This window comes from Thiobacillus sp. (genome assembly GCF_030696885.1).
Lineage (GTDB): Bacteria > Pseudomonadota > Gammaproteobacteria > Burkholderiales > Thiobacillaceae > Thiobacillus.
The window spans coordinates 1-21197 of the sequence record NZ_JAUYRI010000028.1 but is presented as its reverse complement, the minus strand read 5'-3'; the positions used below and the strand labels follow the sequence as shown (position 1 = coordinate 21197).

Below are 21197 nucleotides of genomic sequence, written 5' to 3'. Positions count from 1 at the left end.
CGCCTTCACCTGGCGGGTGAGAACGCTACGCACCCGATTGCACGATTTTCGGGTCGCCTGGCCGCGTTGCTCTTCGTTGCAGGGAGCGGCCATGCGCCTCATCGCGCCTTGCCAGACAACCCGAAAACCGCACACTCGGATGCGTCCAACTGCGGTTTTTAGGTTAAACCGCGGCCAGGATCTCGCGCGTCAGCTTCTGCAGCCCGTGGGCCGAGACGTCGTCGATGTGGAAACTCAGATCGGCCGGCGAGGGCGCGTAATTGCGTGCCAGCGACTTGAAGTAAGCCGGATCGTAATGCGCTTCCAGCAGCGTCGCCACCAGTTCCGGCCAGGCGCGTTGGGTGGCCAGCGCCTGCCAGGCGTCGATGGTTTCGCTGCCGCGCAGCGTGGTCAGGTAGCCAAGCTGTCGGTTGATCGTGTCCGGGTCGTGCAGGAAGTGGACGTAATCCTCGGTCAGCAGTTGCACCCGCGCAGCCAGCGGCACTTCCAGCCGGATGCAGGGGCTGGCGCGCATGGCCGTGATCAGCGCGTCTGGCACCCGCAGGGCACCGATTTTCTTGCTTTCCGATTCGACGAACACGGGTTGCCCGGGGTCAAAACGGTTCAATGCGGCCCAGATCGCGCTCTCGAAGCTTTTTTGCGTAGGCTGTGCCTGATCCGGCAGCGCACCCAGCAGCGAACCCCGGTGCGCGGCCAGCACCTCGAGGTCGAGCACCTGGGAGCCAGCGTCGGCCAGCGCCTGCAGCAGGCGACTCTTGCCGCTTCCGGTGGGACCGCTCACTACCCGATAGCGGAACAGCGTCGGCAACCGGTCAAGCTCGGCCACCACATGCCGCCGATAGGCCTTGTAGCCGCCGTCGAGCTGCATTGCCGCAAAGCCGATTTTCTGCAGGATATGGGTCAGCGATCCGCTGCGGCTGCCGCCGCGCCAGCAATACACCAGCGGTTTGAATGTTTTTGGCTTGTCGGCAAACCAGGCGTCCAGATGCTGCGCGATATTGCGCGATACCAGCGCGGCGCCGACTTTTTTCGCCTCGAACGACGACACCTGCTTGTACAGGGTGCCGACGCGTGCCCGCTCGGCATCGTCCAGAACGGGCAGACTGATGGCGCCGGGAATATGGTCTTCGGCAAACTCGCCGGGGGAACGGACATCGATGATCGCATCAAATGCGGAGAGGTCTGCGACGGTGGCAGGCAAGCTGGACTCGACTTTCGGAACAGAAACGGGACGGAATGCGCGTGCCGTTATTGTGTCACAGGACACCCGGTCTGCAGTCTCGTGGGTGTGTGAGGGAATATGAGCGGAAGCCCCGATGCACGGGGAAGGCGGCCCGGGAACTCAGGGCCGGTTGCCGGGTTCACCCGGCGGCTAGATGACCTTCAGCGGGACAGGTCTGCGTTCATCCGCGCGCCGGCTGACCACCTTGCGGCGGTCCGCCATGATGTGCGGCGGCAGCGCGGCATCGCGCGGGGCGATGCGGCGGTCGCCCAAGCGGCGCTCCAGCGGAATGAACTCAACTTCGTACACGGGCAGGGCTGACATGACTTGCGTCCTCGCTGTCGAGATATTGACAATTGTAGTCGACAATTCGACGGAAGTACAAGCACAAAACCGACCGATAAGCGGACTATTTCATCCGTTAGTCGGCGCTATACAACAGGTCAACTCGTTGCGGTGCGTACCATGCGTTGTTTTTCACGCAGCCATTCGCGGTCTTTCTCCGCGGCGCGCTTGTCGTGCTGTTTCTTGCCCTTGGCGAGACCGATTTCCAGCTTGATGCGGCCCTTGACGAAGTGCATGTCGAGCGGCACCAGGGTGAATCCGGCGCGCTCGGTCTTGCCGATCAGCTTGTTGATTTCAGCCGCGTGCAGCAGCAGCTTGCGGGAACGCGTGGGGTCGGGGTGAATATGGGTGGACGCGGTCAGCAGCGGGCTGATGTGGCAGCCAATCAGATAGACGGCGCCGTTCTTGACCACCACATAGGCCTCCTTCAACTGCACGCGGCCGGCGCGAATGGCCTTGACTTCCCAGCCTTCGAGCACGAGGCCAGCCTCGAATTTTTCTTCGATGAAGTAGTCGTGGAAGGCTTTTTTGTTGTCGGCGATGCTCATGATGGACGGGCTTGCGTACAATTCTTGATTTTACAAGGCTTTAGTATTCATGGCGCGTGTGGAAAAAAGTGTGCTGGTAGCACACCCCCCCGAACGCATGTTCGAACTGGTCGACCGGGTCGAGGACTATCCGGATTTTCTGCCCTGGTGTGGCGGTACCGAACTGAAAACACGCGACGAACATCGCACTGTAGCAACGATCCATATTGCCTACATGGGTATACGCCAGCATTTCACTACGGAAAACCACAAATCGCATCCGCGCGAGATGCGCATCACCCTGCAGGATGGCCCGTTTTCCGAGCTGGAGGGCGACTGGTCGTTCATTCCGCTGGGGGACGATGCCTGCAAGATCGAATTTCGCCTGCACTACGTGTTTTCCAGCCGGGTGCTGGAAACGCTGCTGGCGCCCGTTTTCAGTCACATCACCAACAGTTTCGTCGACGCCTTCGTACGCCGCGCAGACGCGGTATATGCCGTATGAGTTCGGGTCCCATCACGGTCGAGGTCGTGTATGCACTGCCGGCGCAGCAGCCGCTGTTGCATGTGCAGCTGGCTGAAGGCGCGACAGTGGAAGACGCCATTCGCGCGTCGGGCGTGCTGGAGGCCTTTCCTGACATCGACCTGGCCAAGAACAAGGTCGGGATTTTCAGCAAACTGGTCAAGCTGGACGAAACCGTGCGCGACCGCGACCGGGTGGAAATCTACCGTCCGCTGATTGCCGACCCCAAGGAAGTGCGCCGCAAGCGTGCTGAGGAGGGCAAAGTCACCCGCAAAGGCGGCGGCGACGCGGCGCCCTGAGGCGACGATCCCCACAAAACAAAAGGCCTCCCGGATATCCGGGAGGCCTTTGCCGTCATCGGGTCAGGGACTGATCAGTCGCCGACCTTCATCAGCGGGTAATCGAGCTGGGCAATGCCCTTCTTGGTGTGGTCCTGTACGATCTTCGACTGCTTGATGACCGTGTCGCTATCACCCTTTTCGGCAGCGGCTTTTGCGGCCTTCAGTGCGGCTTCGGCAGTGGTCCAGAGTGCGAACTTGGCGTTGGCATCCTTGGCGGCGGCTTCGGCGGCGGTCAGGGCTGCTTTGGCTTCGGCGCTGAGGGCGGGCTTGGCGGGGGTGGCGGCCTGCTGCGTGGCGCAGCCGGACAGCGCGATCAGGGCGGCGGAAGTCAGGGCAAGCAAAACTTTGGACATTGTTTTATCTCCTCGGGTTGTGTGGCATTCAGGGTTCGGGCTTTTGCACAGCGTGCCCTAGCAGGTTGATGCTGATGCAAAGTTAGCCTCATCGGGCAGTAGAGTCAACCGCTTGCCCCGGAATCGGTTTGGTAGATTACAACCAAACCCGCACAAACCCGGGAGGGCTTTAGCGGGTTTGTGCGGGGGTGGGGCCCACGCGTATAATTCCGCTTTGCTTTAAGGAAAGCCCATGCGTGTTCTGCAAAAAGCGCTGACGTTCGACGACGTTCTGCTCGTTCCCGCCCATTCTTCCATTCTCCCCCGCGAAGTCAGCCTGTCCACGCAGTTGACCCGCACGATTACCCTGAATCTGCCGCTGTTATCGGCCGCCATGGACACGGTGACCGAGGCGCGCCTGGCGATTGCGCTGGCGCAGGAAGGCGGCATCGGCATCGTCCACAAGAACATGAGCGCCGAAATGCAGGCCGCGCAGGTGGCGGCGGTCAAGCGCTTCGAATCGGGCGTGGTCAAGGACCCGATCACCGTCGCGCCGCAGATGACCGTACGCCAAGTGATGGAAATCACCCGCGCCAAGCGTATTTCCGGCCTGCCGGTGATCGATGGCGGCAAGGTGGTCGGCATCGTCACCAACCGCGATCTGCGCTTCGAAACCCAGCTCGACCAGCCCATTGCCAACATCATGACGCCGAAAGAGCGGCTGGTGACGGTGAAAGAGGGCGCCAACCGCGACGAAGCGATGGCGCTGCTGCACAAGCACCGGCTGGAACGGGTTCTGGTGGTGAATGACGCGTTTGAGCTGTGCGGCCTGATCACCGTCAAGGACATCCAGAAATCGAGCGAGCACCCGCTGGCCTGCAAGGACGCAATGGGTCGCCTGCGCGTTGGCGCGGCAGTCGGCACCGGCGAGGGCACCGAAGAGCGCGTGGCCGCGTTGGTCGCCGCCGGCGTCGATGTGATTACCGTCGATACCGCACACGGACATTCCAAGGGCGTGCTGGATCGCGTCAAGTGGGTGAAGCAGAACTTTCCCAACGTTCAAGTGATCGGCGGCAACATCGCCACCGCCGCCGCCGCCGCCGCGCTGGTCGAGCACGGCGCCGACGCGGTCAAGGTCGGCATCGGCCCCGGTTCCATCTGCACCACGCGAATGGTCGCCGGCGTGGGCGTGCCGCAGATCACCGCCGTGTCGAATGTGTCGGATGCGCTGGCGGGCAGCGGCGTCGGCGTGATCGCCGACGGCGGCATCCGCTATTCCGGCGACATTTCCAAGGCGCTGGCGGCCGGCGCCAACTGCGTCATGCTCGGCGGTCTGCTCGCCGGCACTGAGGAAGCGCCGGGCGAGATCGAACTATTCCAGGGCCGTTCCTACAAGTCGTATCGCGGCATGGGCTCGCTGGGCGCGATGCAGCAGGGCTCCTCTGATCGTTATTTCCAGGACACCGAAAAAAGCGCCGAGAAGCTGGTTCCCGAAGGCGTCGAAGGCCGCGTGCCCTACAAGGGCAGCGTGCTGGCGGTGATCCACCAACTGATGGGCGGCCTGCGTTCGAGCATGGGGTATCTGGGCGTTGCCAATATCACCGACATGCATGCCAAGGCGGAATTCGTCGAAATCACCGGTGCCGGCATCCGCGAGTCGCACGTGCACGACGTGCAGATCACCAAGGAAGCGCCGAACTATCGCGTCGAGTGAGATGAGCATACGGCGGATCATCGAAGCCCTGCTGCTGGCCCTAGGCATGGTGGCGGGTGCCTGGGTGCTGGGGCAGTCCCTGCTGCAATTCAAGCAGGCCGACCGCAGCGTCGAGGTCAAGGGGCTGGCCGAGCGCGAAGTCCCCGCCGACACGGCGATCTGGCCGGTTTCCTTCAGCGAGGCAGACAACGCTTTGCCGCGGCTGTATCAGACGCTGCAGGAAAAGAACGCGAAAATCGCGGCCTTCCTGCAGTCCAGCGGTTTTACGCCAGAGGAAATCTCGGTGTCCGCGCCGTCGATCACTGACCGTCAGGCGCAGGACTACGGCAATGCGCAACTCGCGGAGCGCCTGCGTTACAGCGGCAAGTCGACACTGACTGTCTATACCCGGCAGGTCGACCGCGTCCGTGAGGCGATGGCGCGCCTGGGCGAACTCGGCAAGCAGGGCATCGCGCTGTCTGCCGAGCAATACGAAAACCGCACTCAGTTCCTGTTTACCGGCCTCAATACGCTGAAGCCCGGGATGATCGAGGAAGCGACCAAGAACGCGCGCGTGTCGGCGGAAAAATTCGCCAAGGATTCGGACAGCCGTCTGGGCAAGATCCGGCGCGCCAATCAGGGCCAGTTTTCCATCGAGGATCGTGACGCCAGTACGCCGCATATCAAGAAAGTGCGCGTGGTGTCATCGATCGAATACAGCCTCATCGATTAATCTTCACCGGGCCCGCCCGGCCAGCCATGCACCAGAAAATCCTTATTCTCGACTTCGGTTCCCAGTACACCCAGCTGATCGCGCGCCGCGTGCGCGAGGCGGGGGTCTATTGCGAACTGCATTCCAATGATGTCACCGAGCAATTCGTGCGCGACTTCGCGCCGGCAGGGGTCATCCTGTCCGGTGGCCCGAGCTCGGTGTACGAGGATGAAACGCCGCGTGCGCCGGATGTCGTGTTCACGCTGGGTGTGCCGGTGCTGGGCATCTGCTACGGCATGCAGACGATGGCGGCGCAGCTCGGTGGTCAGGTCGAGTCTGCGGCCAAGCGCGAATTCGGTTATGCCGAAATCCGCGCGCGCGGCCACACCGCACTGCTGCGCGACATCCAGGATCGCGCCAACGACGAAGGCCATGGCCTGCTCGACGTGTGGATGAGCCACGGCGACAAGGTCACCGCGCTGCCGGAAGGCTTCAAGGTGATGGCGAGCAACGCCGCCACCCCGATCGCGGCGATGGCCGACGAGGAGCGCCGTTTCTACGGCGTGCAGTTCCACCCGGAAGTCACCCACACGTTGCAGGGCAAGCATATTCTCAACCGATTCGTGCGTGATCTGTGCGGCTGCGCCGGCGACTGGAACATGCCCGACTATGTTGACGAGGCGATCGGCAAGGTTCGCTCTGAAGTCGGCAGCGACGAGGTCATCCTCGGCCTGTCCGGCGGGGTCGATTCCTCGGTGGTTGCGGCGCTGCTACACAAGGCCATCGGCACGCAGCTCACCTGCGTGTTCGTCGACAACGGGCTGTTGCGCCTGAACGAGGCTGAGCAGGTGATGCAGACCTTTGCCGACAACCTCGGCGTCAAGGTCATCCATGTCGACGCGCGCGACCGCTTCATGGACGCGCTCGCCGGCGTCACCGACCCCGAGCAGAAGCGCAAGATCATCGGCCGTGAATTCGTCCACGTGTTCCAGGAAGAAGCCGAAAAACTGCCCAAGGCCAAATGGCTGGCGCAGGGCACCATCTATCCTGACGTCATCGAATCGGCCAGCGCCAAGACCAAGAAGGCGCACACCATCAAGAGCCACCACAACGTCGGCGGCTTGCCGGATACGCTGCATCTCAAGTTGCTCGAACCGCTGCGCGAACTGTTCAAGGACGAAGTCCGCGAGTTGGGCGTCGCCCTGGGTCTGCCGCACGACATGGTCTACCGCCATCCCTTCCCCGGTCCGGGCCTCGGCGTGCGCATCCTCGGCGAAGTGAAGCGCGAATACGCCGAACTCCTGCGCCGCGCGGACGCCATCTTCATCGAGGAATTGCGGGCGAGCGGCTGGTACGAGAAAACCAGCCAGGCCTTCGCCGTCTTCCTGCCAGTCAAGTCCGTCGGCGTCATGGGCGACGGCCGGACCTACGATTATGTGGTGGCCCTGCGCGCTGTTGTCACCAGCGACTTCATGACCGCCCACTGGGCCGAACTGCCCTACACCCTGCTCGGCAAGGTCTCCAACCGCATCATCAACGAAGTGCGCGGGCTGAATCGTGTCGTTTATGACATCAGCGGGAAACCGCCTGCGACTATTGAGTGGGAATGATTCCTTACCCGATCAATGGGTTAGCGGTTCCACTCCGTCCTCGGCAATGGCTCGGCCATTTCGTTGATTCATTCCCTCCCCCTCTTGCTGACCAAGCGGGTTGGACACAAAATGGACAGAGCGCGCTCTATCCACTTAGTAGCTTCCACTGCAGCGGCCCGCTTGTCCAGTTGAATATGGTTATGACGGGGTAAGTTTTCGCTCTCTCTGGGCAGGGCAATTTGAGCCGCCCTCTTCGAGAAAAAATTCAATTTTCTAGAATTTGAGCGAAGGGCTGCAGGCCGCTGCAGGGTGAAGATGGGCTGATGAACGTTCGGCTTCTCACCGTTGGATAAGAGCGGGTGGAACGAGCCGGGCGGGGATGGAATCATTCAATTACAAATACGACGACGGCAAAGGCAAACGCGGCGGCCCCCCCAAAGCCAACGTGTCGTTGCCGGATGCCTGCCCGGGATCAGCAATGACACGAGGTACGAGTGACCAGCTGGGGGCCGGCCTTCTATAACTTCGAAGTTTATCGGACCTTCTGCCACCCTTGGCTTACCGCATCATTTCTCTTGTTGAATATACGGTCAGATAGGGTGACTAGGCGCCGAGCCTGTAGCGACCGGGTACGTTCGCTCGTGAAACTTCGCAACTCGATGTAACCACGCCTTGAAATCCTCATATGGCATGTCCCTTTTTGCGAAGTTGCACGTTCTGCAACAGGGCACACAGTTGTCAATAGCGTACCCTAGATCGCTGTTTTTTCTATCAATTCCGTTGTGAGGATATCCCGGGTGGTGCCTTGTGATTTTTAAATTTGAGCCAGCCATGCCGCAGTAGTGACACGGGGCCTCGATAAGTGAGCGAAACTCTTCCTTTGAAAGTTCGAACGAAAGACCGCGAGCCTTTGCGTGGCGCTTGTATTGAAGTATCACTTGGTGCACTACGCCCCAATCATCTGGAAGTCGTGTGGCTGTCCGTGCTTCGCGAGCAAGGCAACCGCAACTTTGGGTATTCTTGCGAAGAAGACTTCCACTGTGAGCTTTCACTTCGTTGCCGCAATCACAGCGGCATAAAAACCACTTCCGGTGGCGACTGTCAGGCCCGAGGTATTCAATGATGGTCAGGCGGCTAAATTTTCCCCCGGGCTTAAAGCGCTCCAAAATTGGATCGATTTTGTCAGCGTTAAGGTCTCTTCCAGCCAGCCATCTTCGGTAATGAAACTCGCAGTAGCCCTTAACTTTTGCCTCTTCGGTGCAAGGTGGGTGCGAACACTTGGAAACCATCTTTCCAAGGGGGGCGTCCATTGGCTTCTTGCTGCGCCCAATTTTCCGCTCATAATGTCCTGAACAGAGCCCCGACCGATATAACGGACGATCGCAGTTTGGCCTAGTACATCGTTTATCAGTCAATTTTCCTATACGCTCAGCAAGTCTGGAGGAGAAGATAACAAGACACTATTGGGTTCGGCAGCTATCTGAATAGAGAGGCGCCCAGACCATTCGTCAACGTCCGGTCAGCGCATTTGCAAGCTCGCGAGTAAATTCCTCAAAGGCCTCTAGTACCGAGAGTAGAAATTCATGACCAAACAATATTTCCTCATACGGTTCATTTCCTTGGGAAGGCCTTGCGCCGTTTCAATCCAGAGGTCATTAATGCTTGCGTGATAAGCATCTTGCTCATAGGCGTTGAGCTCGGCGAGCTCCTCATCCATCCTTGCATGGAGGTCATCAAGTTCCGCCATCAGACCTTTCTTAAGGATGTCGCACTGTCTCCTTATTAGGTCAAAGTCTCTGGAAGCCTGCTGAAGCCGAGCAATATTTGCGTTCATTTGTGTCCTGGTCTGCCCTCACGGATGGCGGGGTTAGGGCAACGTGCTCGCATAGCGTGCAACCTCAAGTGGCGAAAATTGCCAAGAGTAACTGAGACGGGACGGATGGCGGGGATGACCTGATGCGGTCATGTCGCCGAAGCGCAGCCAGCTTACCTCGTACTCCTCCAAGCGGGAGACCAGCTCTATACAGGCGTGCACGAAGAAGTCGTGATGCAGGACGCTCTCCCCCCATGCTGCCCACACCTTTGGGCGCTCCTCGGCGGCGACTACGGCCTCGATGCGACGGAGATTCTCTGTAAATGCATCCTTGTCTACCTGCGATGGCAAGGTTCGATAATCCGTTGCGCGCACTGGGTAGAGGTTGAGCATGACAAAGCCATCGAAACCGTTGTTCTGGGCGACCTTTTTAACCCGAGCAACCGTCGGGTCGGATTTCTCTCTTGTCGCCGTGCTCGGGTTGAGACCGATGGTGAGCAATTTGCGTTGGCCTGATTGTCCCAACGTAAAGCGCCAAGCATCGTCGCGAGCGTTGGAGTAGATGTCATACATGGGCCGCCCCTGGTTATAGTCGCGGAACTGGGAATTTGTTGGCCTGGAGATCACGTCATCTCCAGATGACCCCCGCATAGTCAATCTCGGATGCAGAGTCTTGGCTGGGCTGTGGCAGAACTAACAGCCCGCCTGATAATGCGGCTTGTTCCTATGCGTTCCAGTTCGGATCTAATTGATCTACACCAACAATATATCCAAGCTTAAGGCCGACGGCGCCAAAGGCTTGGCCGGCATCTTGATTCTTGGACAAGGCATCCTGTACCGCCTTCATTTTTTGACTCGAATCGAACGGTGTAGTCCATACCGGATGGTCAAGATATCGAGCAACATCTGCCTCAATAGCGGTCCACAGTGCAGCATTGGGCTCCTTTTCCAGAAGCTCGCGGGGTGATGCGGAGGCAAGACGATGACCGATCAGCTTGCGAAGCATCCCGGCAGTAAAATTGATCGCCGATTGATAGATTAAGCGTTTCGCCCGAATCTCCTCTTGCGGGCTCGGCTGCGCTATTCCAAACGCCTTTGCATACAGTACGTTCAGGACCGTAACGATATTGTTCAATTCTCGTTCACGATATTTTTGGGATTCGATGAAGAATTCGCCAAGGGGGGCCATATGGACGAGGGGTTTCAATACCTTGTTCCTGAAGGCAGCTTCCGTCAGCTTGCCTGACTCTTTTGGCTCCCCTGGTCTCGCTACCATTTTTTTCAGTTCCAGGCGGTCATCCTGAACAATGGTTTCCAGTATCGCTTCCTCAAGGGCCGATTTCGCCCTGGTTCGCTCGTCGGTCTCCACCCACTTGAGAAAACCCGCCTCGCTGGCCGAATTGGTTCCGACGGCCTCTTCATATTTGGTGACTCTTTCCTGCCATTCGTCCGCCATCTTGGCGGCCAGCTCGAAAGGAGAGAGGGGCAGTTTCTTAATCTTGGACTGTACTGAGTTTACTAGCCGGACCGCCTGTTCTTTGGTCAAGTCCAGATAGACCTTCACTACGACCGACTTCCGGCCTGCAACCCAGAATGAAAGTGCCTTATGTTGGCCGTCAAACAGCGCCAACTGGTAGCTCTGTTGGTTCTGGCCGATCTTCTTGAGACGACACGCTGGGGCCTCATGCAAAGGGTTGCGGCTGATGTCACTGTATATCTGCCACAGATGCTGGACCTTGACGGTCCTCGGTTGGCATTCGTCGTCGTTAAAAATTGCGTTAGCCGGCAATTCGCAGAAGCAGAACTTGTACGGGCCTTCCTTATTGGTTTCGGTGAAAACCGGACACTTATGGGTGACGTTGTCGGGTGTCGTGATTTCGGCTGTACTGCCCTTGATCACAATATCAACCGGAGTTGGCGATATGTCTAACAGGGCGACAGCCTCGTCGTATTTGAGAAAGCCTCCTTTTGCACGGATCTTCTCAGTGAGCTTCAGGTACGGCCGAACATTGACCGTCGGGTGACTCCGCTTGAAAGAGTTGCAGTGCTCATGTACCAAGTTCAGATTCGATAACTCTGTCTTTCCCCCCTCTGCCTCCGGTATATCATGGTCGGCCACGAGCTTCTGAGTTGCCTCAATTAGCTTCTGTCCGCATAAAAAGCACTCTCCCCCGGATTTGTTCAAGAGTGACTGCTCAATGTTCGTGCGTTCGCCTTCCGGAAGTTTCTTTCTCAGGGCTGCAGAAACTTGAATACTCATGTTGTGTGTTTTTTGAAAAGAATTTGGAGATCTTACTACGGTCTGCTTGCGGCGGTTACACGCCCCTGGAATGTTGCCCCCTTGCATAGCGGCGTAGGTATCTTGGGCCTGTCTCGTTTGAGCGTTTCCGTTTGGGTCGTGTCGTGAGCCGTGATCAGCAGATTTGACAGGACGAGCGTTCGCACTGAGACTGCTGAGGGGGGGGCAACGAATACAAAAAGGGGATTTCGCGCCGTGCCGTTAATTTCAATCTGGCAATCGAACCAAGACGCAGTTCTTTCGATGACCATCGAGCAGATCGTTGCATCAGCTGGGAATGGTCAGCTGAAGGACGAGTCCGTATGTTCTAAGGAACTTCGGAGTTTTCTGGGGCAGGTGCCATCCACGAAGCTGGCGGAATATGCCAATCATTGCCTGACAGATTCCTATCCAAAAAGCGGCTTTGTGTTGCAGGACATCGTCAACGAGCTAGGACGCCGCCTTGGTTACGAGGTCACCAACGGACGGTACCAAGGTACGACAAATTCCATAGGCAATGATGGGCTGTGGCGCAGCCCGAACGGTCATGATCTTCTGGTCGAGGTCAAAACCTCGGATGCCTACCGTATCTCTCTCGACAAGATCGCTGCTTACCGCGATGAGCAGCTAAAGGTTGGCGGGATCAGCAAGTCTAATTCGATGTTGATCGTAGTTGGCCGCGATGACACTGGGGAATTGGAAGCGCAGGTGCGCGGCTCTCGGCACGCTTGGGATATGCGCTTGATAAGTGTGGATGCGCTTCTACGGCTTGCAGACCTGATGGAGCAGACGGAAAACGTGGACACTGCCGACAAGATTCGTAGTTTGCTTGTGCCACTGGAGTACACCCGCCTCGACACCCTGATTGACGTGATGTTCACTACTGCAAAGGACGTGGTCGAAACCGTGGATGAAGCCCCGTCAGCTAACAATGGCGAAAGCAAATCGAAGAATAGTTACGATTTCACTGATGCAAAGGTTTTGGATCTCAAGCGTGAGCGGATTGTTGCCTCAGTCTCCAAGGCTAATGGGAACAAATTGATTCGCAAGAGCCGTGTCCTGTATTGGGATGACACCCACACTTTTCGAGTGGCCTGTGCTGTTTCCAAGCGCTACCTGGACTCAAACACGCCCTACTGGTACGCGTACCATCCTCCTTGGGATGCGTTTATTGCCGAAGGGGGAAAGGGGTTCTTCGTGTTGGGATGCATGGACCTTGATGTTGCATTCGTAATCCCTGTTGATGTCATGCGGCAACACCTTGATGAGTTGCAGACGACGAACAAGCCCGATGGAAAGATGTACTGGCATATTAAAATTCTGGAGCCCGAGGCTGGGAAATATCTGCTGCAAATGCCCAAGAGCGGGAAACATCTGAGTCTTGAAGAATTTACGATAAGCGTATAGCGGGCTTTCCTTATCATGTCATGGTGGGCCCAGTCGGGCCGTTGCCGGCTTTCTGAGGAGCCAGGCCCCCCTTGTGACATGCCTCAGTTGTGGTCACGACTGGGAGCCAAGGCAGGAGTAGCGAGTGGAACTGGCATCCATGTAAGTGTCAGGGGGCTACTATGGCTCACTGTTGACGAGAAAGCGTGTCCAGCGTTTTCAGTAGATTTCCTACTGAGCTCAGCCACGCTGAAAGAGCCTCGCCATGCCGACTACGGACCCCGTGGCGCAGGGCGTTATTTCGGCAACGCGCCTTGCCTTCTTGGGTCACGGGGCCAGTTGAATGTTCCCACGGCTTCCAGATCAGCACCTTCTTACGACGGTCATACATCGTGGTTCATTACGTGGAGGGCCGAGAGGGTTCTGAGGTGAGCGTCGGCCGCGCGGGTGGCGAGGCGCCCGAGCGCTTCGGCACTTGATGCCTCCGGTGCAGCCGCCGCCTTGTTGAGAAAACCGATAGCAGCCAGTTCGAGCAGGCCGGCTTGGCGGGCGAGGGCTGCACGGATGGCGTCCGCGTTGCCGGATGTGGCCAGCTCTCTATTGGTTGCGGCGAGGGCTTTGATGACGCCGCCGGTCGGGTCCAACTGGGGATTCAATAGGCGCAGGGCCACGCGGGCGGCCAGCTCGTCGATGTTGATAGTTTGTTCGGATTGTTGCGCGGGGAGGGGCGCTTGCATTTGGTTCGCCTCGGGCTATGGAGATCAGGGTATGGTGGTATGGGTGAGTTTTGGTGTGTATTTTTTTGCTGTTAATAGATTCATCTGGACACTGTTCAAGTAGGGTGCTGGAATACACCAACATTCACCGATATTCACCAGCACGCGGAACCGCGCCGAAAAGCAATCCCGCGCCCGCCACGGTTACAGACCGCGAGGGTCTGGGTTGCTGGTGGAGAGCACACGCCAGAATGTTTGCCTCGACCGTCCGGGTTCACTATGGAAATAGAGCCCGTCGACAATGTGGCCAGTGTGCCTGGAGAGATATTTGCCAAGGCGCCTTGCCGTAAAAGGTTCGCGCCCGCCCCAGTCTGATTTGAGGCCATCGAAGGCTTCGCACAGCGGGGAGCCCATGGCCGCGCCGGCCTTGATCGCATCGGATGCCAGCACCACGCTTGAGCCGAAGGTGGCCTCCCATGCATGCAACATCTCGCTCAGCGTTTCCTTGACGGGATCGGCGCGCCTGTTGCGCTCGATGCTGCGCACGGGGTCTCCAACTTCCAGCCCCCAGTCCTGTGAGCCAATCCAAAGGACGGCGTTGCGGACCAGGCTGCCCCATGCCTCAAACGACCCGACCGAGCCCTCGGCCAAGGCCGGCGCACCCGCCGCCAGATAGCCTCGAAGGAGGGTGAGGGCAGCAGCCACCATTTCCTGACGATTGGCCCGGGTCGACTCTACGGGGTCGAAACCGAAGCTGCGGAGGTGCGGATTTTCCGTCTGTGAATCGATGCGGCAGACGAGCACACGCCGCGCCGCATCACCCGCAATGGTGAGATTGTTGCCCGATACCGCGAATAGTGCCGTGTTCGGCAGTGCTTCGATGGATGAAATGCCAAGCACGCGATCGCTGAACACGGGGCTGGTGAGAAAAGCGTTCAACGCTGCGCCGTCGAGGTGGCCCGTGACGTTATCCCAGATGATGACGGGCTCGCCGCCGCGCAGACAGGAGAACAGCGCTTTGCGGGCCTCTTCGTCGCTGTTGGCTGGCGCGTGCACTGTCCCGTCGCCTCCGGCAAGGAGGCTCAAGCAGACCGCCAGCTTCGTTTTGCCACTTCCCGCAGTTGGTGCGTCGAAGGCGAAACCCGGGGCGGTCGGCAGGGTGCGGCGGACTACCGCCGTCAGAAGCCCCGCCAGCAGAACGCCACGCGAGACTGCGCCGTCCAGAGGAAAGGCGGCGAACGGGTGCCACAGGTTTGCGAGCGCCCGCGCCAATTCTGGAGGGGTTGGTTTGGTCGGGATGCGGATGTGTTCGGGTTGATTGCAGATATAGAGCAGGCCCGTGCCTTCGTCATATCCGGGGCGATCCAGCACACTTCCGTCATGGCGCAACGTGGGGGCGGTTACGACCCCGTGAAGCCTCGGGAATCGCCGTTCGCCATGGCGTTCGGTGATGATGTTCGCGAGCTTGTGCGGTACGCCAACAGGCTTGGGGCGTTCCTTGTCCCGATCATAGACTTCGAACCGGATGCAGCGGCCAATCCAGTCCTCAAGCCATTGCGGGCTTACAACGTAGATGCGGCCATCCTCCGCAACACGGACAAGCCTCCCCTGTTCGTACAGGCCGCCGCGCAGCCGCAGCACGTCGAGCACGCTATCCGCCAGCGCCGAAAGTGCTCCCGGTTGTACGGTCAACGCTGACGGCTGGCTGATCAGCTCGAATCTGCGCCCACCGTGAGCATGGCTGTACAAATACGGCCGGCCGCCTGACAGCAAATTCACCCAGGCGACGCGCCTGTCATTGCGATAATCCGGCTCGACGGGATCGGCAAATCGTGCCCCGTGCCATTTGACAGGATTGGTCAGCACTTCGCCCACGGTGACGGTCTTTCCTGACTCGGAAACGAGATCGAAGTCTGGAAATAACAGGGAGGACTCAACCGCACGGCGTACTGCGGCCTGCGCGGCATCCAAGGACATGCCACGTTCGGTGACAAGCTCGGCAGAGCGAGTTGCGATGTATGCGTCACGCACGCGCTGCTGCTCCGGCTTGGCATCGTTGCGTGCTTCAGACTTCAATTCCCACAGCTTTTCTCCTTCGACGGCCGTCAGGTCGGGCAGGCTCGCCACGTCGAACGGTGGCGCGTCGAGATTGAACAGAAGGGGGGCGGGCCATCGCTGCACCAGACTGCCTTGGCAGTGTGCACCAGCTGCGAAATCCAGGCGTTCAGGGCTCCAAACAGCAGCGTCGAATAGACAGCGTTCCAGCAACGATCCGGCTTTGGAGACGGCAAAGTAGCCATATCCGCTTAACCACAGGCGTTCGAAGATGAGGCGGCCCGCGCGGGGAATGTCGCTGCCCTTGGCAACGGCTATGTAGAGTCGTTGCCCACGGAGGCCCCGGCGCTCGTTTCCCGTCTCGGCGTCGTAGATGTAGCTGCTGCTGCTCGGGCGCCACGCCATGGGGGCGCCGGTCAATTCGTGAACGGCCACCAGCAGAGCGCTGCGCAGCTGTTCCGGCGAAAGCGGCGCCGCACCGGTACGGGGATCGTAATCCAGCATCAAAATGGCGGGACCATCAGGCCAGCGGAAATATTCCTTGGCGCGCGCAATGGCATCGGAATTAATGGAGAGATCGCGTTGCCGCACAAGCCGTGCTCGGTCTCGCCCGCATATCCCATAACCCACAGCCTGCTGGCCGCTCAGGCTATCGAGGCCGGCGACGAACTCTGCCAGATTCGCGGCAGTCCTGGTTTCGACAATTCCTGAAACCATTTGGGCCTTGGTCGTTTTACCAAGTTGGCCGTCGTCATCGAGAAAATATTGCTTCGTCAGGGCTGCGCCGTGTGACCTGTATCGGCTATACGAAATCATGCCGCACCCCCGATCAGGACATACTGGCCGATGCGATGGCGCCGCCCGGCAGAATCCTCCTCCCACAGGCGCCGCGTGATGATTTGATAGCCCATCCCCCGCAGGTCCATGATTCGCTGGGCTACCCCTTGGACACCCAACTCCTCTCTCGCCATCAGTGTCGTTACCGGTCCTCGTCGAAGTGCAGCCAGAAGAATTACCCAGTGGCGCGCCTTGGTAGATTCCGGAACATCGTCCGGATAATCATTGTGTGGGGGGGATGTGGCAGTGATAATTTCATTGCGCAGAGTCGTTTGGGCATGGGGGGCGTGGGCGCGCCCCCTGAAGCCGTCTTCAAAAGTCAGCATTGGCTTTCTCCTTCATTTGTTGTGATTGTTGTTCCAGGAAATCGACAACACGGCGCAGGCTGTTGGCCTCCGTGAGCAGGGTGTCCGAGACATCGCACGGACAGTCGGCCACAACTTCGGCAATACATGGTTTGAGGTTTTCTGCGGTAGCAACGGCGTCGTTCAGGGCATCCAGTGTGGCCTGCCAGCGTTTCCAGCCTCTGGTTTTGATGGGGCAGGTGCTGTGGTAGATCATTTGGTAACCCCGCCCGTCAGCTGAGCGCGGAGCCAGGCCTTTACGACGTCACTGTCGTAGAACACGCGGCCAGTAGGGGTCTTGATGAAGGGGATGCGAGGCTGGATGCGGCAGCGGTCGAGCCGCAGGGTTTGCTCCGGGCAGTGAAGCCGGACTGAGATTTGCTTGGTACTGAGTCGTGGCATGGGGTCTCCTTTTGCCGGTTGTGAAACCGTGCACCCCACGCGTGCGGAAGCGCACGGCGATCAAATCGATGTTGTCATCGCCGTCCTCTTCCAAGTCTTCCGTCAATAAACGTAATTTATTAAGTCGATAACCTACGCTAATTAAATTTTAGTTGATACTGATCGAGTGTGTCAACAGTATGTTTATGAATTTAAAGACATATTTGACATTTCTGCACAAAAAGACAATGCGGCATTATTTGCTACATCTGTTATTCCGCATGTCACTCTGTCCCCCCGCACAATTCCCTCCAGACTTCGTCAAAGGCTAGGCTTTCGGCTAGTTCGGTCTTCTCGTCCTCTGTCAGGTTCCCCCATGTGCGCCCCTCTGTACGTCGTATCTTCAGCTGCTTCAGGAGTAGTCCAGCAGACATCGAGTTGGTGTCACCCCAAGTGCCGTGGTCTTCCATCACGCTAGATCCATCCCTCGCTTTTACGAGGACACGCTTGAATCCTATATATCCTCCCATCCGATTCTTGGCATTTATCTCTCCGCAGTAATAGTCCTCGTTGAACTTCAAGTCCTTGCTTATGCGCTCGTTCCTGAACTCCGCGCTATTGGGATCAAGAAGTTCGCCACGGACTATGCTACGGTACTTCTCGTGGGCGGAGGCAATCCTGAACGTATCGTCCGGTAGATACTTGACAGTCAGGGCACCCACAATGGCCGCGAGTGATGCGATGACAACGGTGGTTTTGGTTTTCATTTTTCAATCTCTACAGTAATTTTTCTTCATGTGGCTGGGGCGTATGCCTCCCGAGCCCCTCCCTCTAGCCCCAACGACTCAGCTAGGAATTATGTTCGCAGCCTTGCGAGTTTGGCTGGTTTTGTTCCAGTACGGGCGGCGAAATGCTATCGAGCTTTGTCAGCAAATGTGCGTGGCGTACGTGACTGTAACGCTTCAACATCGCCAAAGTCCTGTGCCCGGTGACTGCGGCGGCCTCGATCAGGTTGAAGCCGCCCTCAATAAGCCGACTCGTGAACTCGTGACGCAAGTCGTGCAGGCGTAGGTTAATGAGGAACTTCGGATCGGGCTCCAAACCGCCCTCTAGGCATTCGGCCTCGTATTCCCTACGTGCCCGCTGCACCGCTCGCGTGAAAGCATCCGACAGACTCGTGCCGTTCTTGGAAAAGACTCGCCCGTTGATATTGCGGGGCAGGCGCTCAAGCACCGCGACTGCTTCGCGACTCAGCGGGACGTTCCTCGGATCGCCGTTCTTTGTTATCGGCAGGTGAGCGGCACGGTCCTTCAAGTTGATGTTGCGCCAATAGAGACAGAGTAGTTCAGACCGCCGCATTCCTGTTTCCAAGGCAAGGTAGATGATGGCATCGAGGTCCGGTGACTTGTGTCCTGCGGCGACGACGCGCCCCAACTCACCAGGCAATAGCCGTCTGTCCCGGGCGCGGCCGGGAGCAGGCTTTCTTATGCTGCTTATCGGGTTCGCGTCACATAGCTGCCACTCCCTGCACGCGTGGCTGAAGACCGCTGACAAGGCATCAATCTCCCGACGCACCGACCCGCTGGACACTACCTTTAGCCGCGCATCCCGGGCCGCAGCTACATCGCTCGGCTTGATTTCGTTAATGGGTAATTTCGCCAATAGATGAAGGCGCCAAACCTTCAGGATGTATTTTTCTTGTTGAGCTCCCCGGTGTTGGGGGGTGACCTCAATCAGATATCGGTCGATAACATCCCCCAACGTGATAGTGGGGCGGGTGGGTGTGATTAGCCCACGCTCAAAGTCCACCTGCTGTTGCCTCGCCCAGCGCTGGGCAATTGCCTTGCTTGTGAACGTCTTCGAGATGGTCTGGCCATCAAGTGTGACGCGTGCTTGCCAACGTCCGTTACGCTCCCGGATGTTTGCCATGGTGATATGCTCCTTGGACAGAGCTTGGCCAAGCAGGGCACGGAGAGAAATGAATGACGTTTAACCTTTTGATGGGCAATGACTATTGCCATACCTCTAAGGTCTCCAACCGCATCATCAACGAAGTGCGCGGGCTGAATCGTGTCGTTTATGACATCAGCGGGAAACCGCCTGCGACTATTGAGTGGGAGTAAGCCTTTCGAGGCGTTGGGCGAGGGGCCCCGCACCGCGGGGATCGACCCGCCGAGGAAGGCTGCCCGCGACGCGCAAACCGTCATCATGCGACACACTCACAGAGCGGGCCCCTTTGAGCCCCTAGCAAAATGAACACCGTCGCCATCATCGGCGCCGGCCCCGCCGGCCTGATGGCGGCCGAAGTCCTGTCTCAAGGCGGCATCCAGGTCGATCTCTACGACACCATGCCGTCGGTCGGCCGCAAGTTCCTGCTGGCAGGCGTCGGCGGCATGAACATCACCCACTCCGAACCCTTCGCCGCTTTCCTGTCGCGCTACGGTGCGCGTGCCGAAACGATCAAGCCGCTGCTCGAAGCCTTTCCCCCCGACGCCTTGTGCGAATGGATTAAAGGCCTTGGGGTCGAGACCTTCGTCGGTTCGTCGGGGAGGGTTTTCCCCAAGGACATGAAGGCGGCGCCGCTCCTGCGCGCCTGGCTGCACCGCTTGCGCGAAGCGGGCGTGCGCTTCCATGTGCGACATCTCTGGCTGGGTTGGGACGCGGACGGTGCGCTGCGCCTGGCCGGTCCGCAGGGTGAAATGAGCGTGCAGGCCGATGCGATAGTGCTGGCGCTCGGCGGCGGCAGCTGGGCGAAGCTGGGGTCGGACGGCGCGTGGGTGCCGTTGCTGGTTCAGCGCGGGGTTGAGGTCGCGCCCTTGCTACCGTCGAACTGCGGCTTCGATGTGGCTGGAGGCTGGAGCGAGCATCTGAAGAGCGGCTTCGCCGGGCAGCCGCTAAAAACCGTGGCGATGCGCTTCACCGATGTGGCCGGGGTTGCACATGAACGCAAGGGCGAACTGATGCTGTCCGACAGCGGCATCGAGGGCAGCCTGGTGTATGCGCTGTCGGCGCCGCTGCGGGACACGATTGCGGTGCGGGGATCGGTGACCGTGCAGCTCGACCTGGCACCCGACAAGACTCTCGACCGGGTCCTGGCCGAAGTCGCCCATCCGCGCGGCGCGCGGTCGCTGTCCAGCCATCTGCAAAGCCGCGCCGGCATCAAGGGCGCGAAAATGGCGCTGCTGCGCGAGCTTTTGTCGGCCGACCAATTGAAAGACCCGGCGCAACTCGCCCGCGCGATAAAATCGCTGCCGATGACGCTTGCGTCCCCGCGCCCGCTCGACGAGGCGATCAGCAGCGCCGGCGGCGTGCGCTTCGAGGCGCTCGACGAACACCTGATGCTGCGCCAGCTGCCCGGCGTGTTCTGCGCGGGCGAGATGCTCGACTGGGAAGCACCCACGGGCGGCTATCTGCTGACCGCCTGCTTCGCCAGCGGACGCGCCGCGGGGCAGGGCGCCTTGAACTTTTTGAAACCTCACCATGCTGCGACTGACTGAACTCAAACTTCCGCTCGACCATCCGCCCGAGTCGCTGCGCATGGCGATCCTCAAGCGTCTGCAACTGGCGGATGATGATCTGATCAGCTTCAGCATTTTCAAGCGCAGCTACGACGCGCGCAAAAAGCATGCGCTGCTGCTGGTGTACGCGGTCGACGTCGAGGTGAAGAACGAGGCGGCGCTGCTGAAGACATTCCGCAACGATCGCCAGCTCGTTCCGACGCCCGACATGACATATCAATTCGTCGGTCGCGCGCCGGAGAACACGAGCGAGCGTCCGCTGGTGGTCGGTTTCGGCCCCTGCGGCATCTTCGCCGCACTGGTGCTGGCGCAGATGGGCTTCAAACCCATCGTGCTGGAGCGCGGCAAGGCAGTACGAGAGCGCACGCAGGACACCTGGGGCCTGTGGCGCAAGAACGTGCTCAATCCCGAATCGAACGTGCAATTCGGCGAAGGCGGCGCCGGCACCTTCTCGGACGGCAAGCTCTACTGCCGGGTGAAAGACCCACGCTTCCTTGGCCGCAAGGTGCTGGAGGAGTTCGTCCGCGCTGGCGCGCCCGACGATATCCTGTGGGAAGCGCACCCGCACATCGGCACCTTCCG

At 59.1% G+C, this 21197-nt stretch carries 22 protein-coding genes and 1 pseudogene; 10 read left to right on the top strand and 13 right to left on the bottom strand.

Annotation, left to right across the window (positions count from 1 at the left end; translation table 11 throughout):
- Positions 1-163: 163 nt before the first annotated feature.
- The 3 genes from mnmH to smpB all read right to left on the bottom strand — a co-directional run bounded on the left by mnmH (position 164) and on the right by smpB (position 2115).
- Complete coding sequence (mnmH, locus tag Q8R61_RS13155) at positions 164-1201, bottom strand: tRNA 2-selenouridine(34) synthase MnmH (RefSeq protein WP_305537994.1); 1038 nt, start codon at positions 1199-1201, stop codon at positions 164-166.
- Positions 1202-1372: 171 nt separating this feature from the next.
- Positions 1373-1546 carry a hypothetical protein gene (locus Q8R61_RS13150; protein ID WP_305537992.1) on the bottom strand — a complete coding sequence of 58 codons (174 nt, stop codon included), beginning with the start codon at positions 1544-1546 and terminating at the stop codon, positions 1373-1375.
- A 119-nt stretch (positions 1547-1665) separates the two neighbouring features.
- A complete protein-coding gene (gene smpB, locus Q8R61_RS13145) occupies positions 1666-2115 on the bottom strand; it encodes an SsrA-binding protein SmpB (protein WP_305537990.1) in 450 nt (149 codons plus the stop codon).
- Between the two features lie 49 nt (positions 2116-2164).
- Here smpB and Q8R61_RS13140 point away from each other — a divergent pair, with 49 nt between their 5' ends.
- Positions 2165-2599 (top strand): type II toxin-antitoxin system RatA family toxin, encoded by a 435-nt coding sequence (locus Q8R61_RS13140; RefSeq protein ID WP_305537988.1) that lies wholly within the window; start codon positions 2165-2167, stop codon positions 2597-2599.
- Positions 2596-2916: an RnfH family protein gene (locus tag Q8R61_RS13135; protein WP_305537986.1), complete on the top strand. Its 321-nt coding sequence runs from the start codon at positions 2596-2598 to the stop codon at positions 2914-2916. The genes Q8R61_RS13140 and Q8R61_RS13135 overlap by 4 nt, the downstream gene beginning before the upstream one ends.
- A 74-nt stretch (positions 2917-2990) precedes the next feature.
- Here the strand turns inward: Q8R61_RS13135 and Q8R61_RS13130 are convergent, their stop codons facing one another.
- Positions 2991-3311, bottom strand: coding sequence for a hypothetical protein (locus Q8R61_RS13130; RefSeq protein ID WP_305537984.1), 321 nt, complete (start codon positions 3309-3311; stop codon positions 2991-2993).
- 232 nt (positions 3312-3543) lie between these two features.
- Here Q8R61_RS13130 and guaB point away from each other — a divergent pair, with 232 nt between their 5' ends.
- From guaB to Q8R61_RS13110, 4 genes are all read left to right on the top strand, one after another.
- On the top strand, positions 3544-5004 hold the full coding sequence (guaB, locus tag Q8R61_RS13125) for an IMP dehydrogenase (RefSeq protein ID WP_305537982.1): 1461 nt from the start codon (positions 3544-3546) through the stop codon (positions 5002-5004).
- Position 5005: 1 nt separating this feature from the next.
- Entirely contained in the window at positions 5006-5716 is a 711-nt protein-coding gene (locus Q8R61_RS13120) for an SIMPL domain-containing protein (protein ID WP_305537980.1), read from the top strand.
- A gap of 26 nt (positions 5717-5742) precedes the next feature.
- Complete coding sequence (gene guaA / locus Q8R61_RS13115) at positions 5743-7305, top strand: glutamine-hydrolyzing GMP synthase (RefSeq protein ID WP_305537978.1); 1563 nt, start codon at positions 5743-5745, stop codon at positions 7303-7305.
- A gap of 844 nt (positions 7306-8149) precedes the next feature.
- Positions 8150-8410, top strand: coding sequence for a hypothetical protein (locus tag Q8R61_RS13110; RefSeq protein WP_305537976.1), 261 nt, complete (start codon positions 8150-8152; stop codon positions 8408-8410).
- Between the two features lie 438 nt (positions 8411-8848).
- Here the strand turns inward: Q8R61_RS13110 and Q8R61_RS13105 are convergent, their stop codons facing one another.
- The 3 genes from Q8R61_RS13105 to Q8R61_RS13095 form a co-directional block, all read right to left on the bottom strand.
- A complete protein-coding gene (locus Q8R61_RS13105) occupies positions 8849-9121 on the bottom strand; it encodes a hypothetical protein (protein ID WP_305537974.1) in 273 nt (90 codons plus the stop codon).
- Between the two features lie 33 nt (positions 9122-9154).
- The gene (locus Q8R61_RS13100; protein WP_305537972.1) at positions 9155-9673 is read right to left on the bottom strand and encodes a DUF1643 domain-containing protein; all 519 of its coding nucleotides are present in this window, start codon (positions 9671-9673) and stop codon (positions 9155-9157) included.
- A gap of 151 nt (positions 9674-9824) precedes the next feature.
- On the bottom strand, positions 9825-11360 hold the full coding sequence (locus tag Q8R61_RS13095; protein ID WP_305537970.1) for an HNH endonuclease: 1536 nt from the start codon (positions 11358-11360) through the stop codon (positions 9825-9827).
- Positions 11361-11642: 282 nt separating this feature from the next.
- Here Q8R61_RS13095 and Q8R61_RS13090 point away from each other — a divergent pair, with 282 nt between their 5' ends.
- On the top strand, positions 11643-12785 hold the full coding sequence (locus Q8R61_RS13090; protein ID WP_305537969.1) for a hypothetical protein: 1143 nt from the start codon (positions 11643-11645) through the stop codon (positions 12783-12785).
- 362 nt (positions 12786-13147) lie between these two features.
- Here the strand turns inward: Q8R61_RS13090 and Q8R61_RS13085 are convergent, their stop codons facing one another.
- The 6 genes from Q8R61_RS13085 to Q8R61_RS13060 form a co-directional block, all read right to left on the bottom strand.
- Positions 13148-13501: a hypothetical protein gene (locus Q8R61_RS13085; RefSeq protein WP_305537967.1), complete on the bottom strand. Its 354-nt coding sequence runs from the start codon at positions 13499-13501 to the stop codon at positions 13148-13150.
- Positions 13502-13684: 183 nt separating this feature from the next.
- On the bottom strand, positions 13685-16351 hold the full coding sequence (locus tag Q8R61_RS13080; protein WP_305537965.1) for a hypothetical protein: 2667 nt from the start codon (positions 16349-16351) through the stop codon (positions 13685-13687).
- On the bottom strand, positions 16348-16698 hold the full coding sequence (locus Q8R61_RS13075; protein ID WP_305537963.1) for a helix-turn-helix domain-containing protein: 351 nt from the start codon (positions 16696-16698) through the stop codon (positions 16348-16350). Before Q8R61_RS13075 ends, Q8R61_RS13080 begins: the two co-directional genes overlap by 4 nt.
- On the bottom strand, positions 16685-16933 hold the full coding sequence (locus tag Q8R61_RS13070; protein ID WP_305537961.1) for a hypothetical protein: 249 nt from the start codon (positions 16931-16933) through the stop codon (positions 16685-16687). The genes Q8R61_RS13075 and Q8R61_RS13070 overlap by 14 nt, the downstream gene beginning before the upstream one ends.
- A 448-nt stretch (positions 16934-17381) precedes the next feature.
- Complete coding sequence (locus Q8R61_RS13065) at positions 17382-17864, bottom strand: hypothetical protein (RefSeq protein ID WP_305537959.1); 483 nt, start codon at positions 17862-17864, stop codon at positions 17382-17384.
- A gap of 82 nt (positions 17865-17946) precedes the next feature.
- Entirely contained in the window at positions 17947-19026 is a 1080-nt protein-coding gene (locus tag Q8R61_RS13060; RefSeq protein WP_305537957.1) for a site-specific integrase, read from the bottom strand.
- Between the two features lie 83 nt (positions 19027-19109).
- On the opposite strand from Q8R61_RS13060, the pseudogene Q8R61_RS13055 reads away from it, so the two are divergent.
- The 3 genes and pseudogenes from Q8R61_RS13055 to Q8R61_RS13045 form a co-directional block, all read left to right on the top strand.
- Positions 19110-19220: pseudogene (locus tag Q8R61_RS13055) on the top strand (hypothetical protein); the annotation flags it as partial.
- Positions 19221-19349: 129 nt separating this feature from the next.
- The gene (locus Q8R61_RS13050; protein WP_305537955.1) at positions 19350-20594 is read left to right on the top strand and encodes a TIGR03862 family flavoprotein; all 1245 of its coding nucleotides are present in this window, start codon (positions 19350-19352) and stop codon (positions 20592-20594) included.
- Positions 20578-21197: NAD(P)/FAD-dependent oxidoreductase (locus tag Q8R61_RS13045; RefSeq protein WP_371133637.1), on the top strand; the 620-nt coding region annotated here is incomplete at its 3' end. The genes Q8R61_RS13050 and Q8R61_RS13045, both read left to right, overlap by 17 nt.

What these genes read in the sequence shown, in the direction of transcription:
- Q8R61_RS13100 (WP_305537972.1), bottom strand. Translation starts at nt 9,673, where the DNA reads ATGTATGACATCTACTCCAACGCTCGCGACGATGCTTGGCGCTTTACG.
- Q8R61_RS13105 (WP_305537974.1), bottom strand. Translation starts at nt 9,121, where the DNA reads ATGAACGCAAATATTGCTCGGCTTCAGCAGGCTTCCAGAGACTTTGAC.
- guaB (WP_305537982.1), top strand. Translation starts at nt 3,544, where the DNA reads ATGCGTGTTCTGCAAAAAGCGCTGACGTTCGACGACGTTCTGCTCGTT.
- Q8R61_RS13080 (WP_305537965.1), bottom strand. Translation starts at nt 16,351, where the DNA reads ATGATTTCGTATAGCCGATACAGGTCACACGGCGCAGCCCTGACGAAG.
- Q8R61_RS13050 (WP_305537955.1), top strand. Translation starts at nt 19,350, where the DNA reads ATGAACACCGTCGCCATCATCGGCGCCGGCCCCGCCGGCCTGATGGCG.
- Q8R61_RS13085 (WP_305537967.1), bottom strand. Translation starts at nt 13,501, where the DNA reads ATGCAAGCGCCCCTCCCCGCGCAACAATCCGAACAAACTATCAACATC.
- Q8R61_RS13130 (WP_305537984.1), bottom strand. Translation starts at nt 3,311, where the DNA reads ATGTCCAAAGTTTTGCTTGCCCTGACTTCCGCCGCCCTGATCGCGCTG.
- Q8R61_RS13140 (WP_305537988.1), top strand. Translation starts at nt 2,165, where the DNA reads ATGGCGCGTGTGGAAAAAAGTGTGCTGGTAGCACACCCCCCCGAACGC.
- Q8R61_RS13150 (WP_305537992.1), bottom strand. Translation starts at nt 1,546, where the DNA reads ATGTCAGCCCTGCCCGTGTACGAAGTTGAGTTCATTCCGCTGGAGCGC.
- Q8R61_RS13090 (WP_305537969.1), top strand. Translation starts at nt 11,643, where the DNA reads ATGACCATCGAGCAGATCGTTGCATCAGCTGGGAATGGTCAGCTGAAG.
- Q8R61_RS13120 (WP_305537980.1), top strand. Translation starts at nt 5,006, where the DNA reads ATGAGCATACGGCGGATCATCGAAGCCCTGCTGCTGGCCCTAGGCATG.
- Q8R61_RS13095 (WP_305537970.1), bottom strand. Translation starts at nt 11,360, where the DNA reads ATGAGTATTCAAGTTTCTGCAGCCCTGAGAAAGAAACTTCCGGAAGGC.
- Q8R61_RS13075 (WP_305537963.1), bottom strand. Translation starts at nt 16,698, where the DNA reads ATGCTGACTTTTGAAGACGGCTTCAGGGGGCGCGCCCACGCCCCCCAT.
- Q8R61_RS13060 (WP_305537957.1), bottom strand. Translation starts at nt 19,026, where the DNA reads ATGGCAAACATCCGGGAGCGTAACGGACGTTGGCAAGCACGCGTCACA.
- smpB (WP_305537990.1), bottom strand. Translation starts at nt 2,115, where the DNA reads ATGAGCATCGCCGACAACAAAAAAGCCTTCCACGACTACTTCATCGAA.
- Q8R61_RS13135 (WP_305537986.1), top strand. Translation starts at nt 2,596, where the DNA reads ATGAGTTCGGGTCCCATCACGGTCGAGGTCGTGTATGCACTGCCGGCG.
- guaA (WP_305537978.1), top strand. Translation starts at nt 5,743, where the DNA reads ATGCACCAGAAAATCCTTATTCTCGACTTCGGTTCCCAGTACACCCAG.
- Q8R61_RS13065 (WP_305537959.1), bottom strand. Translation starts at nt 17,864, where the DNA reads ATGAAAACCAAAACCACCGTTGTCATCGCATCACTCGCGGCCATTGTG.
- Q8R61_RS13070 (WP_305537961.1), bottom strand. Translation starts at nt 16,933, where the DNA reads ATGATCTACCACAGCACCTGCCCCATCAAAACCAGAGGCTGGAAACGC.